Origin of the sequence: Rhizobium sp. CCGE 510, from assembly GCF_000292525.1 — a bacterium.
GTDB lineage: Bacteria > Pseudomonadota > Alphaproteobacteria > Rhizobiales > Rhizobiaceae > Rhizobium.
On sequence record NZ_AEYF01000022.1, the window covers coordinates 135,019 to 161,446 of the forward strand.

At 56.6% G+C, this 26,428-nt stretch carries 19 protein-coding genes; 13 read left to right on the plus strand and 6 right to left on the minus strand.

From position 1 onward, the window contains the following. Positions 1-12: 12 nt before the first annotated feature. Positions 13-1,539, minus strand: coding sequence for a hypothetical protein (locus RCCGE510_RS12440; RefSeq protein ID WP_157179904.1), 1,527 nt, complete (start codon positions 1,537-1,539; stop codon positions 13-15). 128 nt (positions 1,540-1,667) lie between these two features. Between RCCGE510_RS12440 and RCCGE510_RS12445 the strand changes: the two genes are divergently transcribed. Then, on the plus strand, positions 1,668-2,495 hold the full coding sequence (locus tag RCCGE510_RS12445; protein ID WP_037078461.1) for a serine protease: 828 nt from the start codon (positions 1,668-1,670) through the stop codon (positions 2,493-2,495). Between the two features lie 25 nt (positions 2,496-2,520). On the opposite strand, the gene RCCGE510_RS12450 is transcribed toward RCCGE510_RS12445, so the two are convergent. The 3 genes from RCCGE510_RS12450 to RCCGE510_RS12460 form a co-directional block, all read right to left on the minus strand. Next, complete coding sequence (locus tag RCCGE510_RS12450) at positions 2,521-2,805, minus strand: hypothetical protein (RefSeq protein WP_007630387.1); 285 nt, start codon at positions 2,803-2,805, stop codon at positions 2,521-2,523. 71 nt (positions 2,806-2,876) lie between these two features. Beyond that, positions 2,877-3,131 carry a hypothetical protein gene (locus RCCGE510_RS12455; RefSeq protein WP_007630388.1) on the minus strand — a complete coding sequence of 85 codons (255 nt, stop codon included), beginning with the start codon at positions 3,129-3,131 and terminating at the stop codon, positions 2,877-2,879. Between the two features lie 314 nt (positions 3,132-3,445). Beyond that, the gene (locus RCCGE510_RS12460) at positions 3,446-3,742 is read right to left on the minus strand and encodes a hypothetical protein (RefSeq protein WP_007630389.1); all 297 of its coding nucleotides are present in this window, start codon (positions 3,740-3,742) and stop codon (positions 3,446-3,448) included. A 278-nt stretch (positions 3,743-4,020) separates the two neighbouring features. Between RCCGE510_RS12460 and RCCGE510_RS12465 the strand changes: the two genes are divergently transcribed. The 6 genes from RCCGE510_RS12465 (at position 4,021) to RCCGE510_RS33370 (ending at position 20,887) form a co-directional block, all read left to right on the plus strand. Then, positions 4,021-7,350 (plus strand): VPA1262 family protein, encoded by a 3,330-nt coding sequence (locus RCCGE510_RS12465; protein WP_202804840.1) that lies wholly within the window; start codon positions 4,021-4,023, stop codon positions 7,348-7,350. A gap of 410 nt (positions 7,351-7,760) precedes the next feature. Then, positions 7,761-9,119 (plus strand): integrase family protein, encoded by a 1,359-nt coding sequence (locus tag RCCGE510_RS12470; protein ID WP_157179905.1) that lies wholly within the window; start codon positions 7,761-7,763, stop codon positions 9,117-9,119. A gap of 1,372 nt (positions 9,120-10,491) precedes the next feature. Further along, positions 10,492-16,623 carry a hypothetical protein gene (locus tag RCCGE510_RS12480; RefSeq protein ID WP_240539650.1) on the plus strand — a complete coding sequence of 2,044 codons (6,132 nt, stop codon included), beginning with the start codon at positions 10,492-10,494 and terminating at the stop codon, positions 16,621-16,623. Positions 16,624-16,690: 67 nt separating this feature from the next. Further along, positions 16,691-18,898, plus strand: a complete 2,208-nt coding sequence (locus RCCGE510_RS12485) for a type I secretion system permease/ATPase (RefSeq protein WP_007630394.1) — start codon at positions 16,691-16,693, stop codon at positions 18,896-18,898. Further along, on the plus strand, positions 18,895-20,370 hold the full coding sequence (locus RCCGE510_RS12490) for an HlyD family type I secretion periplasmic adaptor subunit (RefSeq protein ID WP_007630395.1): 1,476 nt from the start codon (positions 18,895-18,897) through the stop codon (positions 20,368-20,370). Before RCCGE510_RS12485 ends, RCCGE510_RS12490 begins: the two co-directional genes overlap by 4 nt. 148 nt (positions 20,371-20,518) lie before the next feature. Further along, positions 20,519-20,887 carry a hypothetical protein gene (locus RCCGE510_RS33370; protein ID WP_081525724.1) on the plus strand — a complete coding sequence of 123 codons (369 nt, stop codon included), beginning with the start codon at positions 20,519-20,521 and terminating at the stop codon, positions 20,885-20,887. Positions 20,888-21,139: 252 nt separating this feature from the next. Here the strand turns inward: RCCGE510_RS33370 and RCCGE510_RS12495 are convergent, their stop codons facing one another. Next, complete coding sequence (locus RCCGE510_RS12495; protein WP_240539651.1) at positions 21,140-21,730, minus strand: hypothetical protein; 591 nt, start codon at positions 21,728-21,730, stop codon at positions 21,140-21,142. Positions 21,731-21,763: 33 nt separating this feature from the next. Here RCCGE510_RS12495 and RCCGE510_RS12500 point away from each other — a divergent pair, with 33 nt between their 5' ends. The 5 genes from RCCGE510_RS12500 (at position 21,764) to RCCGE510_RS12525 (ending at position 24,716) form a co-directional block, all read left to right on the plus strand. Then, on the plus strand, positions 21,764-22,159 hold the full coding sequence (locus tag RCCGE510_RS12500) for a hypothetical protein (RefSeq protein ID WP_007630397.1): 396 nt from the start codon (positions 21,764-21,766) through the stop codon (positions 22,157-22,159). A gap of 478 nt (positions 22,160-22,637) precedes the next feature. Continuing rightward, positions 22,638-23,153 carry a hypothetical protein gene (locus RCCGE510_RS12505; protein ID WP_007630398.1) on the plus strand — a complete coding sequence of 172 codons (516 nt, stop codon included), beginning with the start codon at positions 22,638-22,640 and terminating at the stop codon, positions 23,151-23,153. A 157-nt stretch (positions 23,154-23,310) separates the two neighbouring features. After that, on the plus strand, positions 23,311-23,643 hold the full coding sequence (locus tag RCCGE510_RS12510) for a hypothetical protein (protein ID WP_007630400.1): 333 nt from the start codon (positions 23,311-23,313) through the stop codon (positions 23,641-23,643). A gap of 402 nt (positions 23,644-24,045) precedes the next feature. Further along, positions 24,046-24,342, plus strand: coding sequence for a hypothetical protein (locus RCCGE510_RS12520; RefSeq protein ID WP_007630402.1), 297 nt, complete (start codon positions 24,046-24,048; stop codon positions 24,340-24,342). Between the two features lie 71 nt (positions 24,343-24,413). Further along, positions 24,414-24,716 (plus strand): hypothetical protein, encoded by a 303-nt coding sequence (locus tag RCCGE510_RS12525; RefSeq protein WP_007630403.1) that lies wholly within the window; start codon positions 24,414-24,416, stop codon positions 24,714-24,716. 245 nt (positions 24,717-24,961) lie between these two features. On the opposite strand, the gene RCCGE510_RS12530 is transcribed toward RCCGE510_RS12525, so the two are convergent. Further along, positions 24,962-25,276 (minus strand): hypothetical protein, encoded by a 315-nt coding sequence (locus RCCGE510_RS12530; RefSeq protein ID WP_007630404.1) that lies wholly within the window; start codon positions 25,274-25,276, stop codon positions 24,962-24,964. Between the two features lie 336 nt (positions 25,277-25,612). On the opposite strand from RCCGE510_RS12530, the gene RCCGE510_RS12535 reads away from it, so the two are divergent. Next, positions 25,613-26,428, plus strand: a complete 816-nt coding sequence (locus tag RCCGE510_RS12535; RefSeq protein WP_007630405.1) for a sulfurtransferase/chromate resistance protein — start codon at positions 25,613-25,615, stop codon at positions 26,426-26,428.

Below are 26,428 nucleotides of genomic sequence, written 5' to 3' on the forward strand. Positions count from 1 at the left end.
CATCAAAAAAGACTAGAAAGAATTGGTGATAAGCTTGGTAGGCTTGCAGGACGTGTCTTTGGGATCAAAAATCAGGTAACCGCCGTAGCGATTGGTGGCCAAATCGCGAAACGCGGCGGTTCCATCCACCTTGACTGTGCCGTTCTCGTCTTCAAGTTGGGCAAACCAGATGGACAGGTAGAACTTACCAATGTCCTTTGCGGTCTTGCCGTCTTCAAAGCGAAACTGGGCAGTATCCAGCATCTTCTGGAAGGCATCCCGACATATTTTCTCGGCGCTGAGCACCTTTATGTAGGAGACCATGTTTCTGTTGACTGGTAGGGAGCGATTTACGTCAAGCCGATAAAGCCGGAATAGGTCGTCGGGCGCTTTTATATCCTCATAGTGGTCAAAGAAGTGCTTCACCACTCCCGGCCTGATCGCCAGAATATTTGCAAGATATTGCGGAGATTCGGTATGCTTATAAAGCTCCTCTGATATCTGCTGGCCAGATACGAATCCGGCAAAGACATCGCCCTGTAAAGCCGTACGTATCATGGCAAACATGTCGGCATCGACATTATACATCAGGATATATTTGCTACCGTCCCTTTCAAAAGCTTTTCTGATAGACGTCGCGTAAAATGCTCTCGCAATGTTGGTGGCCTGGGTGTGCCCAAATGACTGTGATTGTGACTCCCAACCCTTATTGAAAACCGGTCGATGTACAGCGAACAAAACGGCATCTGAAAGAGCCTGAATGCTGCTCTCATCCGGAAGTGTGGTTTCTCCAGCCGCGCCTTCTTTCGCGAAACAGCGGAATTTCCTATCCGCAAAAGTGCAGCGCTCGATGTCGGTCGAAATGTCGAATTCCTGATATTTCCGTCCCCGTTCATCATATGTGCACATAACCTTTACGTCTTTATTGGACGGGAGGCTTTTCCACTCATAGTTTGGGTTCTTTGCCGTGCCGGACGCCGGTAAAACGGGAACCGTGGAACCCCAATAGGTGCGGGTGAGGTCGACTGAGTAAACAGCCCCTTTGCAGATATCGATAGCGTTAGCCTCGTCGGCGGAACCAGCGGCGGGTTCGATCGTGGCCAGTGGGCTGACATTCTCGTAGAGAGATTTGAATTCCTTGCCGTCGAATTCGAAGAAATGGGCTCCTCGGGCGCCATCCCCATTGATCTGGCCGGCGACGACCATCAGGCGGCTGTTGGGTCGAACCTCAAACGGCCGCTCAAATCCCTGCCAGTTGCAAGCTGCGAACGGCACGAAATGCACTGTTCCAGTTTTGATATCAATGAGCGCGCCTGTGTTACATCCGCTGCTGGTGCCCCATTGCGTAAACACATAACGGCCACCAAAGTTGATATCGTCGTTGGTCGCTGCTTCTAGTCGCGAACGGTACTGCCGGGCACGCGGAGTATCAAACCGCAGAGGGGCCTGTAAGTCGCTATAAATCGTGGCAGGATAGTCTTTGAATCTCGGAGTTGCGGCAGCATCAGCCGTGCCGCACATTCCCGCGGCAACCATCAGGCAGGCAAGCAGTCTTTTCACGTGGCAATGTCCCCAACTTCGTGGAATGATTGCATCTTGATATGCCGTTGTCACCGGAAATCTGCACCATTCGGCAAGCAAAGGTTGCTCGACGGCTGGTTAGCGTAGGCGCAGTCGGAATTGAATATATGGACAAACTGGCAGCGATTTTTTCGAAAATCCCTTGGACCTCCTTCGGTCGGGAAACCCCAATTTCTCGCCTTGCCAAATCCATCCTTCCTGTCGGCAATCACTTCGGTGTTCATAAACATCAGTCAGGCGAAACTATTAGTAGCCATGATGCCGGCTTTGAAGACTGGATCATGGACATCCAGGGGACGGCCTTTCAGTGCGGCTCTGGAAAGCTCCTGACTTGCTGGCACGTTTGCCAAGCTTTGGAAGTGAAGAACGGTCACGCTTATATCCAAGCTGACACAGTCTTTAATGGCTCGCCGGCAAAGACATACTATCCGGTAACCGGCTATATCAATTTTATAGACCATAGGCATGGGATGGGGAACCCATCGGTGGACGTCGGGGTGCTTATATGCCCGGTACGAAGTACCGACAGCCATAAATATCAAGTGCCAGCCGTAAGATGGGGCGATTCCACCCAGGTAGGGATTGGCGATCGGGTCCTGATTGGCGGCTATCCTCTGGGGCGCGAACTCTTTTTGACGGCGGCTACAAATCGAGGCATTGTACAGCCGACTTTCTATGACGGTATTATCAGCGCGATTTTGCCGGCAACGCGGCCGGAGGAAACCCGTCTCTTTCAGATCAGTTCTGTGGCGCTCGGTGGCATCAGTGGAGGCGTGGTCTGTACCGCAGATACGGGACGAGTCATTGGTATGGTGACAAGCGGGTTATCCGTGGAAAACGTTTCCCTTCCCATAACCTATGCTATTCCGAGTGAAGTGCTTCAGCCGTGGGTGGATGCGATAAGCTTTGTGACCGAGGAGGGGAAAGGGAAATAATACAACCGATCTCGGCACCGTGGCACTAGCTATCCGACCATGCCTCATGGAGGTTTTTTGCTTCCGCGAGCGACCGTGCGCTCACCGGTTCAGCTTGGCGTCGATTGTCATATTCGTGACCATTGGCGAGCAGTTGTAAGAGCGTGCCAAGTGCGGCAACGACGGCCAGGACAGCGATAATGAGCGTCTGATAGCCGATGACCAGGGCTTTCCAGTCCATTTGTGTTATGAGTGGGATGGCAACGCAAGCGAGATCGAACGCTCCCCAGATCCAGATCCAACCGGGCACGCCAACTAATTCCTTTTTCAACCTGATGTTCCCCGATCAGCTACAATGGCGTTCAGCCGCAGATTGCATATGCCAAAGCTGAGAACAAGTCGTTAAAGTTGAGGCCGGTCACTCCTCGGGCCTTCGCCGTTCGCAGAAAACGGCGGCGGGAGCAGCTCATTAAGCCGAGTCGTGATGACATCACTTGAGGCGGCCCCGGAACCGACGAGCGCGATGGCGTACTTCATTGCCGCCTTTCCGAGTTCGCTTTCAACGTCGACATGATTTCGATGTGCCCATCGACCGACCGCCGTCGTGATGAGATCGATCTCGTTGTCTGAAAAGGAGAGCAGCTCGAGCGGAAACATGACACCATCTCGTCAGGGTAAGAGCGGCCTTCTTGCCCAAAGCGGTCCGATGCGTCCAATTGGAGTAAAGGACCGACAAATACACCGCATCTTGGATAGAATAGCGGAAATCTGCGCTTTTTGGTAGGATCATAAATGCCAGACAACACCGTCTTGCAGGGTGCCAATGGCAGCCGTAATTCACTTTTCGGGGATTGCGGTGCCTGTAGCGCTCGGGGAGGGATATGGGTGAGTGCGCTCGTCCCATGTTGGCGGTAGCCGTTGAAGCAAGGCAGGGCGCCCCTTGCAGCTTTCCCTGCCGCCGAACGCGGTTATCAGTCGATGACGTCGATAATCTCGTAACTTTTCACGAACGAACCCATCTCGCTATTCAGTAGCGTCAGGATGTTCTCTTTGGAAACTGGAAAGGTTTCGATCCTCTCCAATCGCATCGGAGACCATTTGCAGTCCGGCTCGCTTTCGACATCGCGTCGCAGTTCAAGAACCTGCCGGCGCGCACTTTCTCCGTCACCAAAGAAGATGCCGGGAATACCCGTATAGGCCCAGCGATCTTTGTCACCTTCGCTGACGAGGCTGTAGGTATAGAAGGTGAATGACTGGCTCTGCGACATCTTATCTCCCCTGCTGGTGGCTATCGCGCCAGACCTGCATTCCGGCCAGCCTTCTACTCGCAAAAGAGACAGTCGGTGGTCAATTGTAGGATTCAACAATGTCCGCGTTATTGAGCGTTGTTGGTGTTTGAATGGGCAGTCAGCGGGACCAACGGTATATTGCTAGTATAGATTCGGGGCGGTGCGAGACGGATCGCTCGGTGCCAGCAGACATAGACATATTTCCGAAGGGCAGTGCATTCGAACGTCGGCAAGATCAGAATAGGGTAATGATAAGAATGGCGGCTCCGATACTCGACGACCTGCTCAATGACCGCCGGCTAGCCCGGCTATTTTCAACCGATCCTCGCCAGTGCGCATTGCAGCTGTGGGTTTTGCAGATAAGAGCCGGGCAGTCGATAGAGAACCGCATCATCTATAGTCGCCTACTTCCCTATAATTACGCCAGCAATAGCTGGTCGGGCACCGACGACGATGACTTCAGTCCCATTGAGCAAATCGAAGCCCAGGTCGTTCGGCTTAATCTCTATATCAATAGCCTCCACTGCGCTGAACTCCTCCGGCTGCTGAGCGCCGGGAAAACCATCTCGGCAATCAGCGAAGAACTTAAGCTGGGCCTCTCAGGCACGTTAAAAGCACGGTTCGGAGCGACCGCACTTGCCTCCGATGAGCTGGTCTACCGCCCGGTCGACTATTTACTCAACCGGGATGCCTATGACCGACGCTCACCCTCCAGTCCGCATGGCGGAGCCGGTTCCTTTAGCGCTTCGATCGCCCGCATAGACAAGGGGGCGCTGTTCCGCATCAATGGGGAATATGACGCTGCCTTGATCGAGTTTGTGGTCAAGCAACTCAACGCGGATACGGGTCTTGATTTTGGTGGCGCTGACATTTCCCGGTTCGGCGACCTTGAGCTGATGGTCTTTCCTGCGCTCGATGACCGGGAGCGGCCGTTACTGGACATGAGATGGAGTGATAACCCGCTCGCCTTGGACGTCCGGTTTGATCCCATGCAGGTACCGCACTTTAGTGGCTTTGAGTTCCGCCTCAGCATCGCAAACGGTGACCAAATTACCGATTCGTGGATCGCCGCTGCAGAACCCGATGCTGAAGGAGCGTTCCGGTGCAAATTTGAACTGAGCGAGCACTTGCGTCCGAGGATCGACAGCACTGAACTAGAGATCTTCGGCTTCGATAGCGGCCATTCCCGCCAAGGGACGCTATGCTGCCGGTGGCGGGTTGGTTATATTCGTGAGATCCATCTTCAGGGGCATATGGTGGGTCACGGGGCCAGCCCAGTGAAGTTCGGTTGGCTGGAAAAGACTACCCGGCCGTCCAACTCAGCGCGGACAAAGGCGGCCCTGACGATCAATCGCGGTGATCGTGGCTTCACCAACCTCATCGGCGGCCGCGAGGCGGATCCTTGGGTTCCGGCCAATCGTAACCTCGCATCCCTTTTTGCGCGTCTGCACCCGCCGAAATCGAAGGGACAGTTCTTTCTGCGCTGGAGTCAGGGCGACGGTGAGGGGCGGCTTCAATTCGTGGAATGGTTTAAGACGTTGCTCGCAAAACACGATCAGCACCAGATAGTCATTTTCGATCCTTATTTCGAAAGTGCGGGGCTAGGTTTGTTGTTGCTGTGTGCCGCACCGAAGGCGGATTATATCATCTTCCGATCTCTACCTAAGCCGTCTAAAACAAGCGAAGTCACGCCGTGCGAACCCGCCAATCCTCCCCCTCCCAGTGGACTCGATAACCTGCTTGCAAGTTGCGAGGTCAATCGCCGCGCGATGCAACACCTCAAGCTGCGCATCTACGGATTGAAGGAAGGTCGGCTCCACGATCGCTATATTCTTGTTATGGCGCCGGACGGTTTGCCGGTCGATGGCTTTCACCTGTCAAACTCGCTTCAGACAGCTGCTGAAAACCATCCGCTGCTCATTACTCCAATACCCGCGGATACCTTGCTCAAGGTAGGGCAATATAAGTCGGGGCTGGTGCGGGAGGCTGAGGCCGCGCAATCCGAAGGTGAGATGGAAAATCCGTCGATGCGGCTCCTTTTCGAAGCGACCGCGTCTCCCGCTGCGCCGCGACTCTATGAGCCTTTACGTTTCTTCGAAAAGACCAGCGCTGGCGATGTACTTGGAATGTGGACAGGAGAGCCATCGTTGCGAGGCTTGAGCGGGCTGGCATTGAAGGAGCGGATGGCGGCGTTGGATCTGCTCAAAGATGGCAGGCTTGCGCTGACCGAGACGACCGGCTTACGCAACTGCATCGATCAGCAAACGGACGATTTCGCAGACTTTACAGCGTGTTGGGACGTGCTCGGTGATGTGCTTGCCCATTCACGCTCGGGTGATCAAGATCTCAGCCAGCTTAAGAATGATGTCCGCTTTTTGGACTTCTTAGCGCGCTTCGTCGAAGCATCGTTCAATCGCGCACATGACGAGGTGGACAGGGAATTGGCTGTGATCGATACCCGCCTTTTTAGGTATCCCATAGAGACCCTGTTACATAGCCCTTACCGCCCCGATCATTTATTCCATTCAACGAAATACACAGGTCTGACCTGGGCGGAGTTCTTCGCCATCAGGTATCTCTGGTGGTTTGCCCCAAATGACCTGCTATCGATCGCTGAAACCGAGATGCTCAGCGTGCCGGTCGAGCCTCAGGCTTCCGACGCGATCCGGCTATCGTTATTAAGCCAGATCGTCAGCGAGATTTCGCAATCGCTAGAGTTCGACATTAGCCAAGTGCAGCGGGATTGCCTCATTCATAGCAGTAATGGCCTGCTGCACTGGATGGGGCTGAACGCGGTCGAGCGAGCGCTGGAAACGAAGGAAGGGCGCATTGCGGCACTGGAGTTGATCGCCGCATTTTCCTACGCAGACCAAGTGCGGACCTTAGGCTGGATGATTGCTCGCGCGGCACAGAAAAAGGAAAGGGCGGAGATCTACAATGATCTGGTAGCGATGCTGCACGGGGTACTGCCGACACCGATTCTAGCGGCCGACCTGAGGCACATGGTCGACTCGATGCGCGGGCATATGCACGAACTGAGCTGGACCGAGCCGTGGCTATTTCGGGATGTGGTCATGCCTCTATTGCAGAATGACCGTGCCAATACCGATGATGCCTGCGAGATTTGGGGGACGGAATTGGCCACTCTGCTGGGGCCGGAACAGGAACGCCAGACAAGGTTGTTTGAACGGGCGCGCGAGGGGAAAATGACCAACATTGCCGCGTTCCTCTTCGCTTACAGCACGCCTGAGCGTCAATCGGCCACCGTAAAGTCGCTCACGGCGATCCTGAAGCGGCAGCGACGCATCGTGCAACAGCCGCTTGCCAGCACCTCCGAATGGACGCAGTGGGACGATGCCTTGGTCATCTCCATGTGGATCCTCACCTTTACCCGCTGGGGCGAGTACTATCTGCGCGATCGTAGTGTGATGGACCGGGAGCTGGAGACATTGTCGCGGGATGCCCACAACGTTGCAATGGTCCGGCCGATGTACGAATGGCGGTCGAGTAACACCGGCAACAAGGGCGAACTCGCCGCATTCTTCAAGCAGGTGGACGACCTTTTGGCTTCAGGAGATCGCAATTGAGTCGTGCGAGGAGAAGTGTCATCAGTTCGATCAAGCAGAGACACAAGGCGAATTGGGTCAAAACGATCTTGCATAGCTTCTGAAAAATTGGCGTACCCGACGCGATTCAAACGCACAACCCTTCGTCGGAAAAGTGGGCAGCTCCGTGTTACATCAGATTTACATGAAATGACTTCTTCTTGAAAATATGAAGTAAATCATTGAAATATTTGGTGGGCCGAGAGGGATTCGAACCCACGACCAATTGATTAAGAGCCGCAAAATGGCGATATTTCGAGTTTATAGAAATAGAATAAATATATATGAAACCATCATTTTTTCGATATTACTGATGATCATTACTTCACTCATCATGTAAACTTTGGTATAAATTGTTTACATGAAAGTTACATGGAATGCCGAAGTTATATTTGACTGATACTTTTGTTTTTAATGCGAAGTGCCCCGAAGAAAAAGACCAGGAAATCTATTGGGATTACCCACGAGGAGAGGACGGTCATATCCGAAACGGTTCGGTTGCTGGGTTAGGATTGCGGGTCACCGCCTTGGGAAACAAGTCGTTCGTCCACTCTTACCTTTTTAATGGAAAGCGCTATCGCAAGGCAATCGGCTCCACTATCGTCTGCAACGTGGCATCGGCACGACTGGCGGTGGGCCAACGTGAACGGCAACTTGAGACAGGGGAGAACCCCGATTTTGACCAGGCTGATTCCCGCCGCGCGCATCGCCTGACAGTTCGTGAGGCCATAGATCGTTATTGGGAAAGCCATATTTGCGAGCTTTCCGAAGGGCACAGAAAATCTTTTGCGCTGTTCGTGGCGAAATGGCGCAGGCGAACTCCGCAGTCTGCCACCCGGCGCGGCCACAATACTCGCAAGGGCTATACCGATTTTGGGACCATGTTCAGCGATCGGCCCCTTTCGTCCATCAAGCCGGTGGATATCGAGCGGTATCAAAAGCAGTTCGTTTCACCCTACATGTATAACAGCGCCCTGCGGCATCTGTTGGCCTTGTTCAATTGGGCAATCCGCATGCAGCTCGTGGATATGCTCAATCCCTGTACGCCGATCCGCCTGCGCAAGGTGGTGCGGAAACGCCGCGACTATTCGACCGAACAAATACGGCAGATCGCGGCTCAAATCTTCTACCCGGCCTTTGAAATCGTACCAGAGATCACCAACCTGTCCGGCCCAACGAAAAGAAATATGGCGCTAGTGAAGGCCGGGATCCTCGGCGCCAACGATCAGATGATGGAGCTGTGCAATTTCATGGGCATCCTGTTTCTGACGATGGCGCGGCCGAGTGACCTTGCCGTGGCGAAGTTCGAGCATTTCGACTTCGAGAAGCTGGTTTGGCATAAGCACAACACCAAGGGCATCAAGTTGTCGCGCGCGGCCTACGAGTATGCCTACCGCACGGTACCGATTCACCACCGCGTTGCCGATATGGTGCGGGCGCAACGTGCCCGTTGGCCGGAAAGCGAACTGCTGTTTCCGTCGCATACGGACCCGGTGCTGCCACGCAACAACTTCCGCAAGGGGCTGGCACGCTTCAAGGCCTTGCCGGGCGTGCCGGAACATTTTCAACTGTATGACCTAAAACGGATTGCGATTTCGCTGATGCTCGCGGGGCAGGGCGTCTCGCACGAAGCCATCTCCCACTATGTCGACCATAAGGGAAACCTTGAAACGACGATGATCTATGACCTTGGGCTTGTTGACCCCCTGCGGCCGATTACCGAGAAGCTTGGCGACCTGCTGGGCGTATAGCTGCGTGGATGATACGTATTGATTCAGATGCTTGCTTCTGCCGGAACTTGCTCTCAGGCCTTCGCTTAGTGCGTGTTCGTATTTTGCCGAAATAGCGCGGAGCTGATTGCGCTCTCAGCCTTCCTCCATGGGAGGGAAAGGATTGAGTGCGGCGAGATGGACGATGTGCTCCAGTCACTTGATCAAAGGCAGATTGGCGAGGGCTTTGCGGTAGGACGGGTCGAAGATCATCTCAGCAAGCTTGATCTTGCGTGGTAGAGAATTGAAAGCTCAGCGCCCAGGTTCTTTGCTTTCTTGCAAGCAGCGACGTTGGTTGATCTGAAACTAGTGTGCTCGCCTATCACGGCCTCCCAAAAATGCGGGGTAATTTTGATTGTACCATTTCCATAGGACATCGAATGCGTGCACTTTTGAACCAAAAGTAGTAACAAGTGGCTGTTTTTTCAATGCGGCATTGACGCCGATGTAAAAATTAATAAAGCTTTAATTGTGTGCGGTATGAAATGCACGCGCTGGCGTAGATATTTAATCGCTTTTTGGAAAGGGTTTATTTTCGTCCGTTTCAGATTGCGGCGTTCAAAGGTCAACGAAGCGGTTGAGGTATCAGGAAAGTACCCAACAATTGCTCCGCATGGCTTCTAGTCAGAATTGCAATTATAACACACCTGATATGTGGTTGTTTCTTTCGGATTTAAAGGAATAAATAATGACTGAATATACAGCTGGCTGGATTGTTTGGTCGCCAGATAGATCTGTAGATATGCGTGTCTCCGGCCGTGGAATTGTATCGTATAAAGGTAAAGAATACGATGTTACTGTCTTGGGTGTGGGCACTCCCGGCGCGACGTCACTTGTGTCGTATGTGCAATACAACGGGACGCCACAAGGCTTAGCTGGAACGTCCGTCGGTTTTGGCTTTGCAATGGTGTTGGGGATCGGGATCTCCGTTAGTGGTAGCGGTGTTGTGGGCTCCGCAGAGGTAGGATTGGGCGGATGGGTAAGCGTAACTCAAACATACGTTACGCCTAGGACCGATCCTATTCTCTCGCTGACAACAGGCCCTATCGCGCCTCCTGCGATTAATCCCTATGATCTCGGTACGGCAACGGCCGTCATATATGCTCAACAAACTGGCAATCCTCTTCCTGCCTATAGGGATTATCCGATTGAACTGATTTCTGGTGGGTCGAAGCTTCCGCCTTCGCTGACAGTAGGCCCTATCGCACCTCCTGCGATTAATCCTTATGATCTGGGTGCGGCAACGGCCGTCATATATGCTCAACAAACTGGCAACCCTCTTCCTTCCTATAGGGATTATCCGATTGAACTGATAAATGGTGGACCGAAGCTTCCGCCGTCGTCGCCGGTGCCGGTGACGCACGTTTCGGAGCCGCCCAATATTCAGCAGCAGCGCGGCGGGTCGCAGCCGTCATTCCGTCAGAGCGAGAACGACAGCATGTCGCGGCTGAGGGATTATGAAAAGCACACACAGTCCGGGACCTCCCAGACAAGCGGCGGCCTTTCACCAACAGAGCGGGACGAACGCAATGCGACTGCAAGGGCAAGAAGCATTCCGCAGAGTTATGCGGGTCAAGAGCGCTCCCCTTCGAAACCTTCCTCATACCGTAGCAATATCCAGGATCAGCGGCGCGAACAGACTGAGACGCGCACATCGTCTCGACCGGCCCTCAAAGACAATCAAAACACAGCAAGCTATGGAGGCTCCTGGGGACAACGCAGTCCGATTCTCCTAGATCTCAGCGGCGACGGTCTCAGCGTCGAGACTCTTTCGACGTCCTCTAAGTTCCTGGATCTCGACGGCGACGGCTACCAGCATCGCACCGCCTGGGCGGGAACCGGCACCGGTGTCCTGATCATCGACGCGAATGGCGATGGCAAGATCAGCCAGTCGAATGAATTCGCCTTCACCGAATGGGATTCGTCGGCGACAAGCGATCTCGAGGCGCTGAAGCATATCTTCGACACCAACGGTGACGGCAAGTTGGACGCCGGCGATGGGCAGTGGTTGAAGTTCCGGGTCGAGGTCGACGGCCAATTGGTGACGCTTGACAGCCTCGGCATCACCTCGATCGACCTGACGCCGAAGGGCAGTGGCCAGACTTTCGAGGACGGTTCCGCCATCACCGGAACCACCACCTTCACCCGCGCCGACGGCACGACGGGCACGGTCGGCGACGCCAAGCTGGCAAACGACGATACCGCCTATATCGTCAAGACGACCAGTGTGACGAAGACCGACAGCTCGGTCGAGAAGACGATCCTTGCCTACAATAAGGATGGCAGCCTGGCCTTCCGCAACATCGTCACCACCAGCGCCGATGGCAAAAGCGTGCAAACGCAGTTCGACGACGACGGCAACGGCACGTTCGACCGCTCGCAAACCAATGTGCTGACCGTCGATGCTTCAGGCGTGCAGACGAAGGTGGTCTCCAATTTCAAAGCGGACGGATCGCTTGCCGATCGCACCACGACGGTCACCAGCGCCGATTATCTGACGGTGACGACGACGCTCGACCAGGACGGCGACGGCATTATCAATCAGCGGCAGACCTATGTTCAAGCGGCGGCCGATGGCTCGACCACGACGACGACCGAGCAGCTGAGTGTTGACGGCACGCTCTTGTCAAAGATATTGGTGGGTTCGTCCGCTGATGGTCTGACGAAAACCACCAATCTGGATCTTGATGGCAACAGGGTCTACGATGATATCGTCACCGAGACTACGACGGTAGCAGCAGATGGTGCGCGCAACAAAGCGACGGTCAATCACAGCGCGAACGACGACGTCCTCTCCACTGTCTATACATCGACCAGCGCCGATGGCCGCACGATTTCCGTAGAGACCGACGCCGATGGCAATGGAAACGCGGAAACGCGTACTGTCACCATCTCCACTGTGGCTGTATCGGGCGACGTGACGTTGCAAACGTCGACCTACAATACGGATGCCTCATCCACCTTGCGCTCAACGGCGACGACGGTCACGACTGCTAACGGACTGTCGAAGACCGTGACCAGTGATGTAAATGGTGATGGCGTCATCGATTTCACCGATAGCGATGTAACGGTGGTCGATGCCAGCGGCAACCACACGCAGACGGTCGAGCGTCGCAGCGGCAACAATACGCTTCTGTCGCAGACGGTGACGACAACCAGCGCCGACGGCAAGTCGATCACCATCACCGCGGACACCAATGGCGATGGCAAGAACGATAGCCTGACCACCATTCTGGTCGGCACCGACGGGAAGACGACCAATACCGCCACCGCGCTCAATTTTGACACCTCGATGGTCGGCAAGGCCGTCTCCACCACAACGGCGGATGGCCTGTCGAAGACCACAAGCACCGACGCCAATGGCGACAATGTCAACGAACTCGTCGTGGACGATGTCATCACCACTGAGGGCAACGGCAGCCGCACCGAGACCGTGACGTCGAAGAATGCCAACGGCGCGACGATCGCCACAACCATCACCAACACATCGGCCGACAGCTTGACTCAGACGGTCAAGACTGATGCCGATGGCAATGGTGTCTTCGAGGAGACGACGACCGATCTCATCGTGCTCGACGGCACCGGCAAGCGCACGGAAACGGTCAGCAGCACCAGCGCCAACGGAACGCTGAACGCGCAGACCATCACCGACGTCAGCGCCGATCGTCGGACGACCACGGTCACGACGGATGCCGATGGCGACGGCAAGATCGACACTCGCCAGGTCAAGGTCACGGCGTCGAATGGCTCGGTCACTACCACGGAAACGGCGTATACGCCGAATGACACTGTCACCGGCACGACCCGCAGCACGGTCACCGTCAGCGGCAACGGCCTGACGACGACCACCTCCGTCGATTTGAACCGCGATAGCCTCGCGGACCGGATCGCGGCCGACCAGACGGTGTTGAATGCCGATGGCAGCAAGACCCGGACGATCTCGCTGACGAGCAGCAATGCCACGCTGCTCGACACCAAATCCATTGTCACATCAGGCAACGGCAAATCGATCACGACGAGCGAGGATCTCAACGGAGATGGCGTCGTCGACACCATGGCGACCGATGTCACGACCTTCGACTCCGACGGCAAGCAGTTCCAGACCGTCTCGGATTATCGGGGAACGACGCTCGTCGGAATGACGAAGGTCACCACCAACCTCAACGGCCTTGATGGGTCGACCGATTATGATTTGGATGGCGACGGAACGGTTAACAGGACCTCGTCATGGAAGACAACGCCGCTCGATCCGGGCGGATCGACGATCAAGACCGAAACAGTCAGGACAGCAGACGTCAACGCCACACTGCTGTCGCAGACGATCACCACCGTCAGCGCCGACAAGAAAACCACGACGGTGAGTTCGAAGATCGATGGCGATGCGGTTGTCGATCGCCTGGAAACGATCACGCTCGACAACGCCGGAATGCAGAAGGACGAAGTCAAGCAATATAATGCGGCTGGCACTCTCGAAAGCCAGTCGCAGGTCACGGTCACGGATGACGGACTGACGAAGACATCGAGCTCAGATCTCGACGGCAACGGCGTCTTCGAGCTCATCACCGCGGATGTCACCGCTCTGAACGCCGATGGCAGCCGCACCCAGACCGTATCGAAGACGGGCATCGGCAATGCGCTGATCTCCCGCACGACGGCGAATGTCAGCGCCAGCGGCCTGACCAAGACTGTAAGCTGGTTCAATGCCAGCGGTACGGTGGTTCGCTCGATGAACGACGTCACCTCCCTCGATGCCGATGGCGGCACGACGGAAACACTGTCCTACTTCAAAACGGGCGGAGCGCTCGAAAGCAAGACCGTTACGACGGTTGCGGCACATGGTCTCTCATCCACCGTCACCATCGATGTCGACGGCAATACCACCGTTGACAAGAAGACAGTCACGACCAAACAGGCGGACGGCTCGACCGTCCAGACATTCAGCGACTTCGGCGCCAATGCCGTGCTGAAGGATAAGAAGACTGTCACGACGTCTGCCGACGGACTAACACAAAACACCGAATACGACAGCGACGGCAATGGAACGGTCGACAAGAAGACGACCAGCACCACGGTTCTGAACGCCAATGGCAGCAAGACGACTAGGACGGACGACATAGTCGCCGGCGTGACCAAGTATATCACGCTGACCGATGTGTCCGGCGATGGTCTGACCACGATCACCAAGTGGGACACCACAGGCACCGGTGGCGGTACGACCTTCGGCAAGAGCCGGACCGATGTCACCGTCTTGAACGCCGATGGCTCGAAGACCCAGACGGTCAGCAATTTCACTGGCACGACGCTGACCAGCCGCACGCTCGTCACCACCAGCGCCAACGGATTGTCAGTCACCACCCAGATCGACCCGGCAGGCGCCGGCTCCTACAGCCAGACCTCGACCGAGGTCACAGTCTTAAATGCCGATGGCACCAAGACACAAACGGTGGAAAGCAAGAAGGCTGATGGTTCGCTGATCTCCAGGACCATCGTCACCACAAATCCCAATGGCCTGATCGTCGGCTCCGGCGAGGAGCGTACGGGCTTTACCAATCAGACGGTCACCGACACGACTACGGTGCTGGCCGACGGCGCCGTTCGCGAGACCGTCGAGACGAAGGACAGCGGAACCCTTCTCGGCAAGGTGGTCACGCTCACCAGCGCCGACAAGCTCTCCATCACCGTTAACCGCGATGGCAACGGCGATGGCAAATTCGACCAGCGTCAGGAGACGGCCACCGCCAATTCCGGCGTCCAGACATCGGTCACCACCAACTTCAAGGCCGATGGAACAACGGTCAGGGACAAGTCGACCGTGGTTGTATCCGCCGACGGCCGCCTGACGACGACGACCTGGGATCTCGACGGCAATGGCACGAGCGACCGTCAGCGGGTGACGAATCTAACCTCCAACGCCGACGGCAGCAGCACGTCCGTGATCTCGGACACGACACTCCCCGGCGGGACGCTGGCCGCAAAAACGACGATTCAGACCTCTGCTGATGGCAAACTGACGACGACCTCAACGGATACCAACGGCGACAATACAGTCGATCAGGTTGAAACCGCCACCATCGACGCGACCGGTGCCTCGGTTTCCGTAGTCACCAACAATGCAACGGCACGCGCCACTTCCAACCTGACGTCCGGCGTCGTCTATTGGAAGCAGGCTATCGCCGCCACGATCGAGACCACGACGTCGGCTGACGGTCGCACCGAGGTCGCCAAATATGACTATGATGGCAATGGTGTCTACGAGACCGTCATGCAGTCAACCATCCAGGTCAACGGCTCCGTCGTCACGACGGTGACCGAAACGGGCACGACGCCGTCCAAGGGGACGATCGCAACCAGTGCCGACGGCCTCGTCACGACCCTATCGAAAGATACCGACAATAATGGTAGCATCGATCATATCGAGACCGCGGTCACCCATGCCGACGGATCTATTACGCTGAGCAAGAAAGACGCCAACGCCATCAAGCAAACCGTTGTCGACGAGGTGCGGTCAACCGGTACGCTTGCTTCTCGGATTACGACAGATCTCGGCGGATTGAATTGGTCCTATAGTGAGGAAACCTACGATTCCTGGGGTCGTCTAGCGTCAAATAATGTTGTCTATGATGACAACACACGCCTTGCGTACACTTTCGATGTAACGAACACCAATTCCTGGTGGAAGCTGCAGTATTCATATACTGGGACCACACTCGTTTGGCTGCGGCAATTTTGGGACGACGGTACGCTGACGCACAGACAATACGATTACAATCCCAACAACAACTATTGGCAGATCGCCAATGACGAGTATGCAGACGGAACTCTGATCCAGCAAACTAAGTACTTCGACAACGGCAATTACGATGTCACCAGAAACGGTGTGACCTATCACTATAACGCGAGCGGAAAAAAGATTGGTCCCGTGCTTCTGGATCTTGATGGTGACGGCCATGTCGATCTTCGCCCGATCGATCTGACAAATATGGTGGCGTCGCCGACGTTCGACTGGGATGGAGACGGTGTTCGCGATCCGACTGCTTGGGTTGGCCAGTCTGACGGCTTCCTTTCCATTGATCTTGCAGCCGACGGAACCGCGGGTCCTGACGGGGTCATCGACCAGACAAAGGAACTGGCTTTCTCACTTTGGGCTGAACAGGACGGGGCAGCAGGAAGTATCTCGGACCTCGATGGTGTTCGCCTTGTCTTCGATACCAACCACGACAACGTGCTGAATGCGGATGACGAGCGCTGGAACGAGTTTCGTGTTTGGCGGGACGCCAATCAGGATGGTCTCACCGACCAGGGTGAACTCCTGACAATGACGGACGCCGGCATCAAGCTCATCAATTTGATGCCGACCACGGATGGCTCTCAGGCCTTCACGGATGGGTCGGTAATTACCGGAACGAGTTCGTATGAAACTCTAGACGGGTCTAAGTATCTTGTTGCCGATGCATCGCTCAACTATCGACCTATCAATGCCGCATAACAAAATCCCCTGCTTCATGTCGGCGCCTTCTGGCGCCGGCATACTCTCTCTATATTGATCCCATAACATGACGGACATCAAGACAGCCTCCGCTCCCGGCGCGGCGGAGGCGGAGACCACAGGCGACCTCAGACCATCACCGGAGGCAGCAATCGCCGACAGCGGGCTGGCGGCGATCTCTGCCGTTGCCGGCTATTTCAGGATCGCATCGCGCCCGGAGACATTGAGCCGAGAGCTTGCGCTGACCGCGCCGGCAGCACGTGACGACCTGCTGCGGGCGGCAAAGATCATCGGCCTGAAAGCGCGCACCGTGCGTGCGGATAAGATCGCACGGCTGGCGACACTTCCGGCGCCGGCGCTTGCGTCGTTGAAGGACGGCACCTTCGCGGTCTTCGCCGGCGTGGCGGCCGAGGGTCGTTATCGCCTGATCAATCCCATCGATTTCTCCGCCCGCAATGTCGAGGTCGACGAGCTTCTGGCGCTGACTTCGGGAGAGTTCATCCTCGTCCAGCGCCGTTTTGCCGGCCCTGGCGCCTCGCAGCAGAATTTCGGCTTCCGCTGGTTCCTGCCGGCGATCTGGCGGTATCGGCGGGCCTTCGGCCATGTGCTGATCGCTTCCCTCGTCATCCAGATCTTTGCCCTGGTGACGCCGCTGTTCTTCCAGGTCGTCGTCGACAAGGTGCTGGCGCATCGCAGCTATTCGACGCTGATCGTGCTCGTTATCGGCCTTGCCGCCGTCGGGCTCTTCGATGTCGTGCTGCAATATCTCAGAACCTATGCGCTGTCGCATACGACCAACCGCATCGATGTCGAGCTCGGCAGGCGGCTGTTTCGCCATCTCCTCAATCTGCCGCTCAGCTATTTCGAAACCCGTGCCACCGGCCAGACGGTCGCAAGGGTGCGCGAACTCGAAACCATCCGTAATTTCCTCACTGGGCAGGGCCTGTTTTCAGGCCTGGATCTGGTATTCACCGTCATCTTCATCTTCGTGCTGTTTACCTATTCGTCGAAGCTTGCCTGGATCGTCGTCGCTTCCATTCCCTTTTACCTGGCGATCGGGTTTCTCATCCGCCCCTTCCTGAAAGAGCGGATCGACGAGAAGTTCGAGCGCGGCGCCTTCAGCCAGCAATTGCTCGTCGAAACCGTCGTCGGCATCCAGACGCTGAAGGCCTCGGCGGTCGAGCCGGTGGTCTCCTCGCAATGGGAAGAGCGGCTGGCCGCTTATGTGCGCTCTTCCTTCCTGGCGACGATGTTGGCGGCGAAGGGCCAGAATGCCATCCAGTACATCAACAAGATCACCTCGGCCGCCTTACTGCTCTTCGGCGCACAGGCGGTGATCGACGGCGAGTTGACCGTCGGAGCGCTTGTTGCCTTCAACATGATCGCCGGCCAGGTCTCGCAGCCGATCCTGCGGCTGTCGCAGCTCTGGCAGGATTTCCAGCAGGTGCAAGTTTCCGTCGCCAGGCTCTCAGATATTCTGAATGCCCCGCAGGAGCCGCGCCCGAGCGTTGCTGTCAGCCTGCCGCCGCCGAAAGGGGCGATCGGCTTCAAGGCGGTGAACTTCCGCTATTCCGCCGATGGTCAGGATGTTCTGAAAGACATCAGCTTTTCGATCCGTCCGGGCGAGGTCATCGGCATCGTCGGTCCCTCCGGTTCCGGCAAGTCGACGCTGACCAAGCTGGTGCAGCGCTTCTATATCCCGAACAGCGGCCAGGTCTTCGTCGACGGCCAGGATATCGCCCAGGTCGATCCGGCCTGGCTGCGGTCGAATATCGGCGTCGTGCTTCAGGAAAACATGCTGTTCAACCGGACGATCCACGACAATATCTGCATGGTCAATCCGGCAATGTCACGGGCCGCCGCCATTCAGATGGCGCGGCTATCAGGCGCCGACGAGTTCATCGCCAAGCTGCCGCGCGGCTACGACACCCTGATCGAGGAGCGCGGCGCCAATCTTTCCGGCGGCCAGCGGCAGCGTCTGGCCATCGCACGTGCGCTTGCCACCAACCCGCCGATCCTCATCCTCGATGAAGCCACCAGCGCGCTCGACTATGAGAGCGAGCGCATCATTCTTGCCAATATGCGCGAGATCGTCCGCGGCCGCACCGTCATCATCATCGCCCATCGCCTGGCGACCGTCCGCCAGTGCAACCGCATCATCGGCATGAAGGACGGACGCATCGTCGAAGAGGGAACGCACGAGCAACTGCTGGCTCGCCCGAACGGCCTCTATGCCCATCTTTGGCAATTGCAGACGGGGCCTGTTGAATCATGAACCAGAACGTCCAGCCTCCCCGGCTTCCGCCGAAGCCTCCGAAGCGACTGCGGGTCGACAATGAGTTCCTGCCGGCCGCCCTCGAAATCCTGGAAACGCCGGCCTCGCCGATCCGCACCGCGCTCATCTGGTTCATTTGCCTTCTCACGGCCGGCGCGCTGGTCTGGAGTTATGTCGGCACCTTCGATATCGTCGCGACCGCCCAGGGCAAAATCCAGCCGACCGGACGCGTGAAAGTGATCCAGTCGATCGAGGTCGGCAAGACGATCGCGGTCCCGGTCTCGAACGGCGCCAAGGTGGAAGCCGGAGACATTCTCGTCGAGCTCGATCCGACCGAAGCCAAGGCCGAAGTCAACACACTGTCCACCAGCCTTGCCGCGCTGCGCGCCGAGGTCACCCGGCGTGGTGCGGCGTTAGCTGAGGTCAACGCCTGGCAGAAGGGCGATCTCTGGAGCGGAACGCGCCGGATTGAAATCGTCCCCGAATTCGCCGATTCCATACCGGCAGAGATCCGCGCACGCGAGGCCCTGCTCTACACTTCCGATCTTGAGCAGCTGTCATCGACGCTCGACAGCCTCGCGGCCCAGCGCAATCAGCAATTCGCCGCGTTGAAGAGATACACAGAAATGGTTGCCGCCCAGCAGGCCCTGGTGGCAACGCTTGCAGATCGTGTGACCATGCGCTCCAATCTCGTCGATCTCAGCGCCGGATCGAGATCCGGCGTCATCGATGCGGTCGAGATCCGGCAGAAGGAAGAGGCAACGCTTGCCGAGCAGATCGGTCAGCGGGCGGAGGCGGAGACCGCGATCGTCGCGGCGACCAGCGAAGGCCTGAAAGCCATCAAGACCTTCGTCGCCGACAATGCTCAGAAGCAGGCACAGGCTTCACGAGAGATCGATGAGAAGGAACAGCAGCTGGTCAAGGCGGCCAAACGGCTCGACTCGATGACGATCAAAAGCCCGATCAAAGGTGTTGTTCAGACATCCGCCATCACCACGGTCGGCCAGGTGGTGACGGCAGGCGCGGAACTGATGCGGATCGTCCCGGACGACGCCTCTCTTGAGATCGAGGCCTATCTGCCGAACCGGGACATCGGCTTCGTCTCGCCAGGGGAAACGGCGGTGATCAAGATCGAGGCCTTCCCGTTCACCCGCTACGGCATCCTCAATGGCAAAGTCACCCGTGTCGCGACCGACGCCATTCCCGAGCCTGACGCACAGCAACTCGAAGGTCAGCCGGCGAAGGAGCTGCAAAGCGTCATCCCGATCGGCAATGCGCAGCGCGTCCAGAACCTGGTCTTCCCCATCATCATCAAGCCGGATGTGGCCAGCATCGACATTGAGGGATCACGTGTGCCGCTCTCACCAGGCATGTCCGTCACCGTCGAGGTCAAAACCGGCAGCCGGCGCATCCTCGAATATCTCTACTCGCCGCTGGCTGAAATTGCGTCGGAAGCGATGCAGGAGCGCTGAATGATATACAGCAATTATCATCCCTTAATCATCGTGGCGGGGGGGTGCGGTCAAAAGCCGACGATGACTGTTATTGTTTGACGACAACTGTTTCCGTATCCAAGAGGCGCGGTGTTCATTTTCACGGCTGTTTGAAGGGGCAATTTGAATGAATTCTTTCGGTAAGACTTTTCTCTCCGGTGTGTTTATTGCTTCTGTCGCATTGGCCACAAACGTCACGAAGACGTTCGCTTCCTCTGAAAAGCCGGAGGACGTTGTTTCTAGCCAGATGCTGAAATGTTTACACCTACCTCCAGACGCGCCGAATGCCTATAGCATCTTGGCTGTTGCCGTACTCAAGGATGGAGCTGCCGATTTGGTATCAATAAATTTCCGCGCACCGCCATCAGACTGGGAGAAAATCGCAGCCCCGTTGGTAGCTAGCGCGATTACACAGTGCGAGCCTTACAGCTCGATCTCGGGAAGGGTTGAATTCGCTATTACCCCGGAGCTTGTTGGAAGAGGACCAAAAAATTAAATACACGGAACACGGTGGGGCAAATAGGAAGGGGATATGGCGAGACGCTGGCTATTCTGGAGACCGCAAACATTCCAATGTCGACCATTTTTAAAGGCCTAATTGGTTTTACTCGATGCGGTTGGTTAGTTAGAAGCATGAAGGAATTTACTGCATATAGCAGTAGCTTGCTGTTCATACCTTACTCTCGAGTCTCCGCCCGGAACGGTCAGTTGCGAGAGATTGCAATGCCGTCCGAGTACCGGGTAACCGTTAGCAGGGGCCGCTTACTTTGTTCCTCACTCGCCAAGCTAATGACTTTTCTACGCGAACGATATCGATCCTCGACGCTTTGCCTTTCTCAAGTATCAGCATAGCCGGTGTTTGGCCTTCTGAACAAGCTTTTCGAAGAGCCTTGAGAACAGGGCCATTTATGAGCAGATAATCACCCAGATCAACGCAGTTGGGTTTGCCTGTATCGATCAGATTGCCGTTGGAATCACACCTGTCGGTATATTGGAAATTCTCTGCAGCAGCTGAAAGCCGATTAACGGCGGCGGTCGCGCTGAACATATACCAGAAGAAACATGCGATAAGAGCAATACAGCCGACGAGCACGCTGACCCTGTAAAGGCCAAGAGCAAGACTAGGATTGGCTTCATTATCCTGCATTCTGTGCTCCTTCCTTTTGGGGCAAACGCGAATGCGACAGATACTATCCGCTTTGAAGGTGATCGCAATGCAAACAATTGCCGCAAGGGCACCATTGAACAGCGGGTGAACTCCGCCGCGTTTGCCACACAGTTCGATATAGCTTGACGTCATTTTTTTCCCGTGTGGCAATGGATATGCGATGGTCTTCAATCGCACTAATCCCACCAATGAAAGTCATTGCTTATGGAAGCCTTGCGGGCGCTTGTGCTGACTGATGTGCAACTGCGCGACATGTTGATGGAGGCTGCCAAACAGGGAGCGGCTTTGGCTGTCGGTGAGCTTAGCGCGCAACTCCATCAAGCGCCGGACGACGCCACGCTGCAAAAACTTCGCGCCTATCTGGCCGATCCCGCGTCGCTTGCCAACCCCCACGAACATTGGGCGCATAGCGGCTTAATCCGCCAAGTCTCAGCAACGGCGCGGGGCAAGCCGAAGTCAACGGCTTGGTTCATGAAATTCCAACGCGAAACCACTTTGAACGAGTGCTACAGCCGCCCGAGCCCGGCCTACGGACGGCGCAGGGAGTGGTCGTTCTTCGACATCAAGCTGGCTTGGGATGCCTATTACCGGAGGCGGTAGGACAACCGCGTCAAATGCAGGATACGAACGTATTTTACGGGCCACGCCGACCTTGAACAAGGTCTCTGGCCGTCGATGACTCCACGCCGGAGACGCGGCGAGCGGGAGATGCCTCTCCGAGAGGCTTTTGCAAGTTTCACAAGCATTGCGCGGGATGTTGCCATCTGCCACGGTTGGCGCGTGCGCTAAAGGTTCTGCATCACAAACATGCGGAACATGAGGACCATCTCCAAGACCGCTTATTTTCTAATCCGCCACTTATGCCAATGTTTCTCTCATTGGTGAAGGCGTTCACCGTGGCATGGCGTCCACGTGACGCGCGGCGCGCAGAAGGCGTGGCTGTCCGCTCCGCAACCCACGGCCTATTCTTTCCGGCGGACGTGTTTCGCCTCCAATTCATACCCACCGTCTTTGAACGATGAAACGCGAGATCGGCCCCGCCTGATTTCGGCTTTCAGGATGAAGGAGATCCTATGACATGGACAACCTGATGCTTTATGCCAGGCTCGCCGGCTTCCGGCTTGCCGTCATCGCAGGCCGTACCTGCTGTGAAGACGATTTCTCCGGGAAGCTGCACGATCGCCTGATCGATGGACTCGATGCCGCCATCGATCGGATTCGGGCGATTATGGCCCTGGAGCGTCGATTTCTCGACTGCGGCGATGAGGTCACAGCCTATCAGCTCGCGGGTGAGGTCGAGATTTTCGGGCGCACCACCATTGATCTGCTGGATAGGCTCGACATTGATCATGAGACGCATGAATACCGCATCAATGGTGGTTGCTGGAGCAATGCGCTGGCGGCTGACAACACCGGCGTCTACGTCGAGTACCCGACGCTCGTCTCCCTGAGCAATGAGGCACTGGGGTCGCTGGCGCCGATCGTCCTCGCCATCACGACGCAAACCGGCCTTGCGATCCGGGCCGCTCATATCGACGACGGGCGACCAGAGGTTCTTCAGCCGAGCCATGCGGTACGGCTTGAATGTGCGTAAGAGTTGGTTGAGAGGCGGCGCAAGCCGCCTCTCAACTGCCGTTTCCGGGTGCTCAGCAGGCGAGGTAGGATGTATTTTAAAGAACAACGCAGATGAGGATTAACCTCTGAATCAACCAGCGCTTGCGGCGATGCGGGAAATTCGCACTTGATGTCGAATGCCGACCCACCGCTCATTTTCGCCGAGATACACGACCAAGAAGCGGGCTCGCCCCCGGTTCACGATGGAGGCGTTTTATCTGGGCATCGTCGCGGCGGGCGTGGTGGGATACCTCGGCGTCGAGGTCGGGAGCGTATCTGCTCCATTTGCCGGTTCGGCTACCAGTTGCACTATCAAAGGCAACGTCAGCATCGGCAGCGGCGAGCGCATCTATCATGTGTCGGGCCAGGAGTATTATGACGAGACCAAGATTTCTCCTCAGTACGGGGAGAGATGGTTTTGCTCGGAAGCGGAAGCCCGAGCTGCCGGCTGGCGTCGCGCCGGAAGATAAACGCTGCCGGTTGGGAGGAGGCGCCTTTCGAAGGCCGTTAAACTTGCCAGGTTGGCGAGCCCGGTAAATTTCCACAGCTAATTTTCCTGCCTCTCACGAAATTAAATTCGAAGGTCGGTGCCTTCATAAGGGGCAAATCGCCCTCACGCACACACACATTTTTACGCACATTGAAAAATTAATCGTAGAATTGTAAGTGAAAACAGATAGATGTGTTTTGGCTTGGCTGACTCTTAATCAGCGGGTCGTAGGTTCGAGCCCTACATCACCCACCAAATCTCTTGATAAGATTGAACTATTTAAATTCAGGCCGGATGTTCCGGCCTGCCGGAAACGGCTGTCCGCAGGTCTGGCAGCATCGATCCCCGCGCCCTATCTGCTTTCTCAGAATGGGAGGGGTTCATGAGAAGCGTCATTCTAGTCCTAGCCTTATCTCTGCCGTTGCCGGCCTTTGCCGCTGGGGCGAAGGAGGTCAAGTCAAGCGAGTATAGCTGCGGCGAGCTTGCGCAGATCGTCCGTCAGAATAAAAAGGTCTTTGTCCGGGTCGGCTTCGGTGGCCGCAGCTTCCGCTATCCGCCGGCGCAATGCAGCATGGGCGACAAGCGCGCGACGACGAGTTTTCGCGATGCTGGCGGAAAGCAGTGCATTCTCGACTATGCCTGTGTCTTCGACCCTGCGTCGCCCTATAATTTTCCTTAGCTGCATCGGTTGAGGCATGGTTGGCATCGGTGCTATGCCCCAACTTCGTACCTTCGTATTCAGGAGTTTTCATGAAAAGCGTTGTGCTGGCCGTCGCGCTGTTGTTTCCGTCCGCGGGCCTCGCCATCGAGGCGGTGGACGTCAATGCCAGGGATCATACTTGCAATGAGCTTTCCCAGATCATCCGCAAAGACAAAGCGGTTTTCGTGCGCATGGGCTTTGGTGGCCGCAGCTTTCGTTATCCGCCGGCCAGGTGCAATCTGGGCGACAAGTACGAAACGGCAAGGGTAAGGGATGCCAACGGCAAAATTTGCCTTCTCGACTACGAGTGCGTGTACGACCCCCAGTCGTTCTATAACAGAATCCCGAACTAATTTCCCGATCTGAGAGTTGGCGCCAACACTTCCAGCGCTACGGCTTCATCAAGCCAAGAAAAAAGGCCGGGCGAAACTCGCACCGACCCTTCCTCGATCTGTCTCGATAACGCCTGCCAGTACATCCGTGGTCAGCCGTCAGAGACAAATTCACTATCCCTAAAATAGGGTTTGTTTAACCATGTTCAAGAGCCATGGCAGAAAGAAGCCGGCGCTTTGGCCGACTTCTTTCGGGTGAGCAGGCGTTACTGCTGGGCAGGGGCAGCCGGTGTGGCAGGTGCCGGTGCTGCAGGCGCCGGTGCAGGCGTTGCACTGTTGTCAGTCGGAGCGACCGGCTTGACCGGGGCCGGCTCGGATTGGGTCGTGGAGGCTGTTGTATCGGGGGATGTGCCGGGGGTGCTCCACTGCGAATAGGCGAATGCAGCGACAGCGATCACGGCCAATGCAGCGACCCAGACAACCCACGTATTATTGGTGCGCGGGGTAGGCGTGGTGCGCAGATCCAGATTTGGGTTCAGCGGGCGGTTCGGGTCGTTGGCATTATTGGGGTCGTACGTCATGGTACTTTCTCCTCTTTCGGTGAGAGAAGAATGCCGAGGCGGGCTTTTTGTTCCATATCGGTGCCGGGAAGCGGTTGCTATCAGGGGTTTCCGCGCCTCAACCCGCCAGAAACGGCCGCCAGGGCCGTCTGCTTTTCCGACGGGCGGTGGGCTTGCTCGCCCACCGAAAGACATGCCGCTCCGATGTGAACGTTGCGAGTCGCTGTTCCATGCAAGCGTCGGCTTGACACGACGGGGTCTGTTTGCGCATGGTTTCGCCATGGGGTCGCGATCACCCCACGAGGCGTCATGCTGAAGAATCGCGTCCAATAGTACCGATCAACGGAGGGACGCGTGATGCCGTCATTTCTCGAAATTTCCGCCGAAAAACTCAGCCGCCTCATCGGAACCCCCGGGGCGCCCTGCGTTATAGATGTTCGCACAGAGACGGACTTCGCGCTCGATCCTCGCCTGGTTCCGGGCTCGATCCGGCGCGACCATGCCGAGGTTGCATCCTGGGTGGGCAGCATCGAAGCAGATGCCGTCGTTGTGGTCTGCCAAAAGGGTAGCAAGCTCAGCCATGGCGTGGCTGCCTATCTGCGCCATAGTGGGGTTGACGCCGAAAGCCTCGAAGGCGGCTTCGAAGCCTGGATTGCAGGCGGAGCGGCGGTGCCTGAGGAAAAGCTGCCGCGCCGCGACGTTGAAGGACGCACCGTCTGGGTGACGCGGGCGCGGCCGAAAATCGACCGCATTGCCTGTCCCTGGCTGATCCGGCGCTTCGTCGATCCGGACGCCGTCTTCCTGTTCGTTCCGGCGCCCGAAGTGTGTGCCGTCGGCGAGCGCTTCGGGGCCGTCCCCTTCGATATCGAAGGTGCGTTCTGGAGCCATCGCGGCGAGTTCTGCACCTTCGACGTGATGGTCGAGGAATTCGGCCTGGCATCCGAGCCGCTTCTGCGGCTGGCGCAGATCGTCAGGGCGGCGGATACCGCAAGGCTCGATCTCGCGCCCGAGGCGCCTGGCCTGCTTGCCGCTTCGCTCGGCCTCTCCAGGATGTATTCCGACGATCTGGAGCAGCTCGAGGCCGGCATGCTTCTCTACGATGCCTTTTTCCGCTGGTGCCGGGACGCGACCGAGGAAACCCACAACTGGCCCACGCCGAAGAAGAGGGCATGA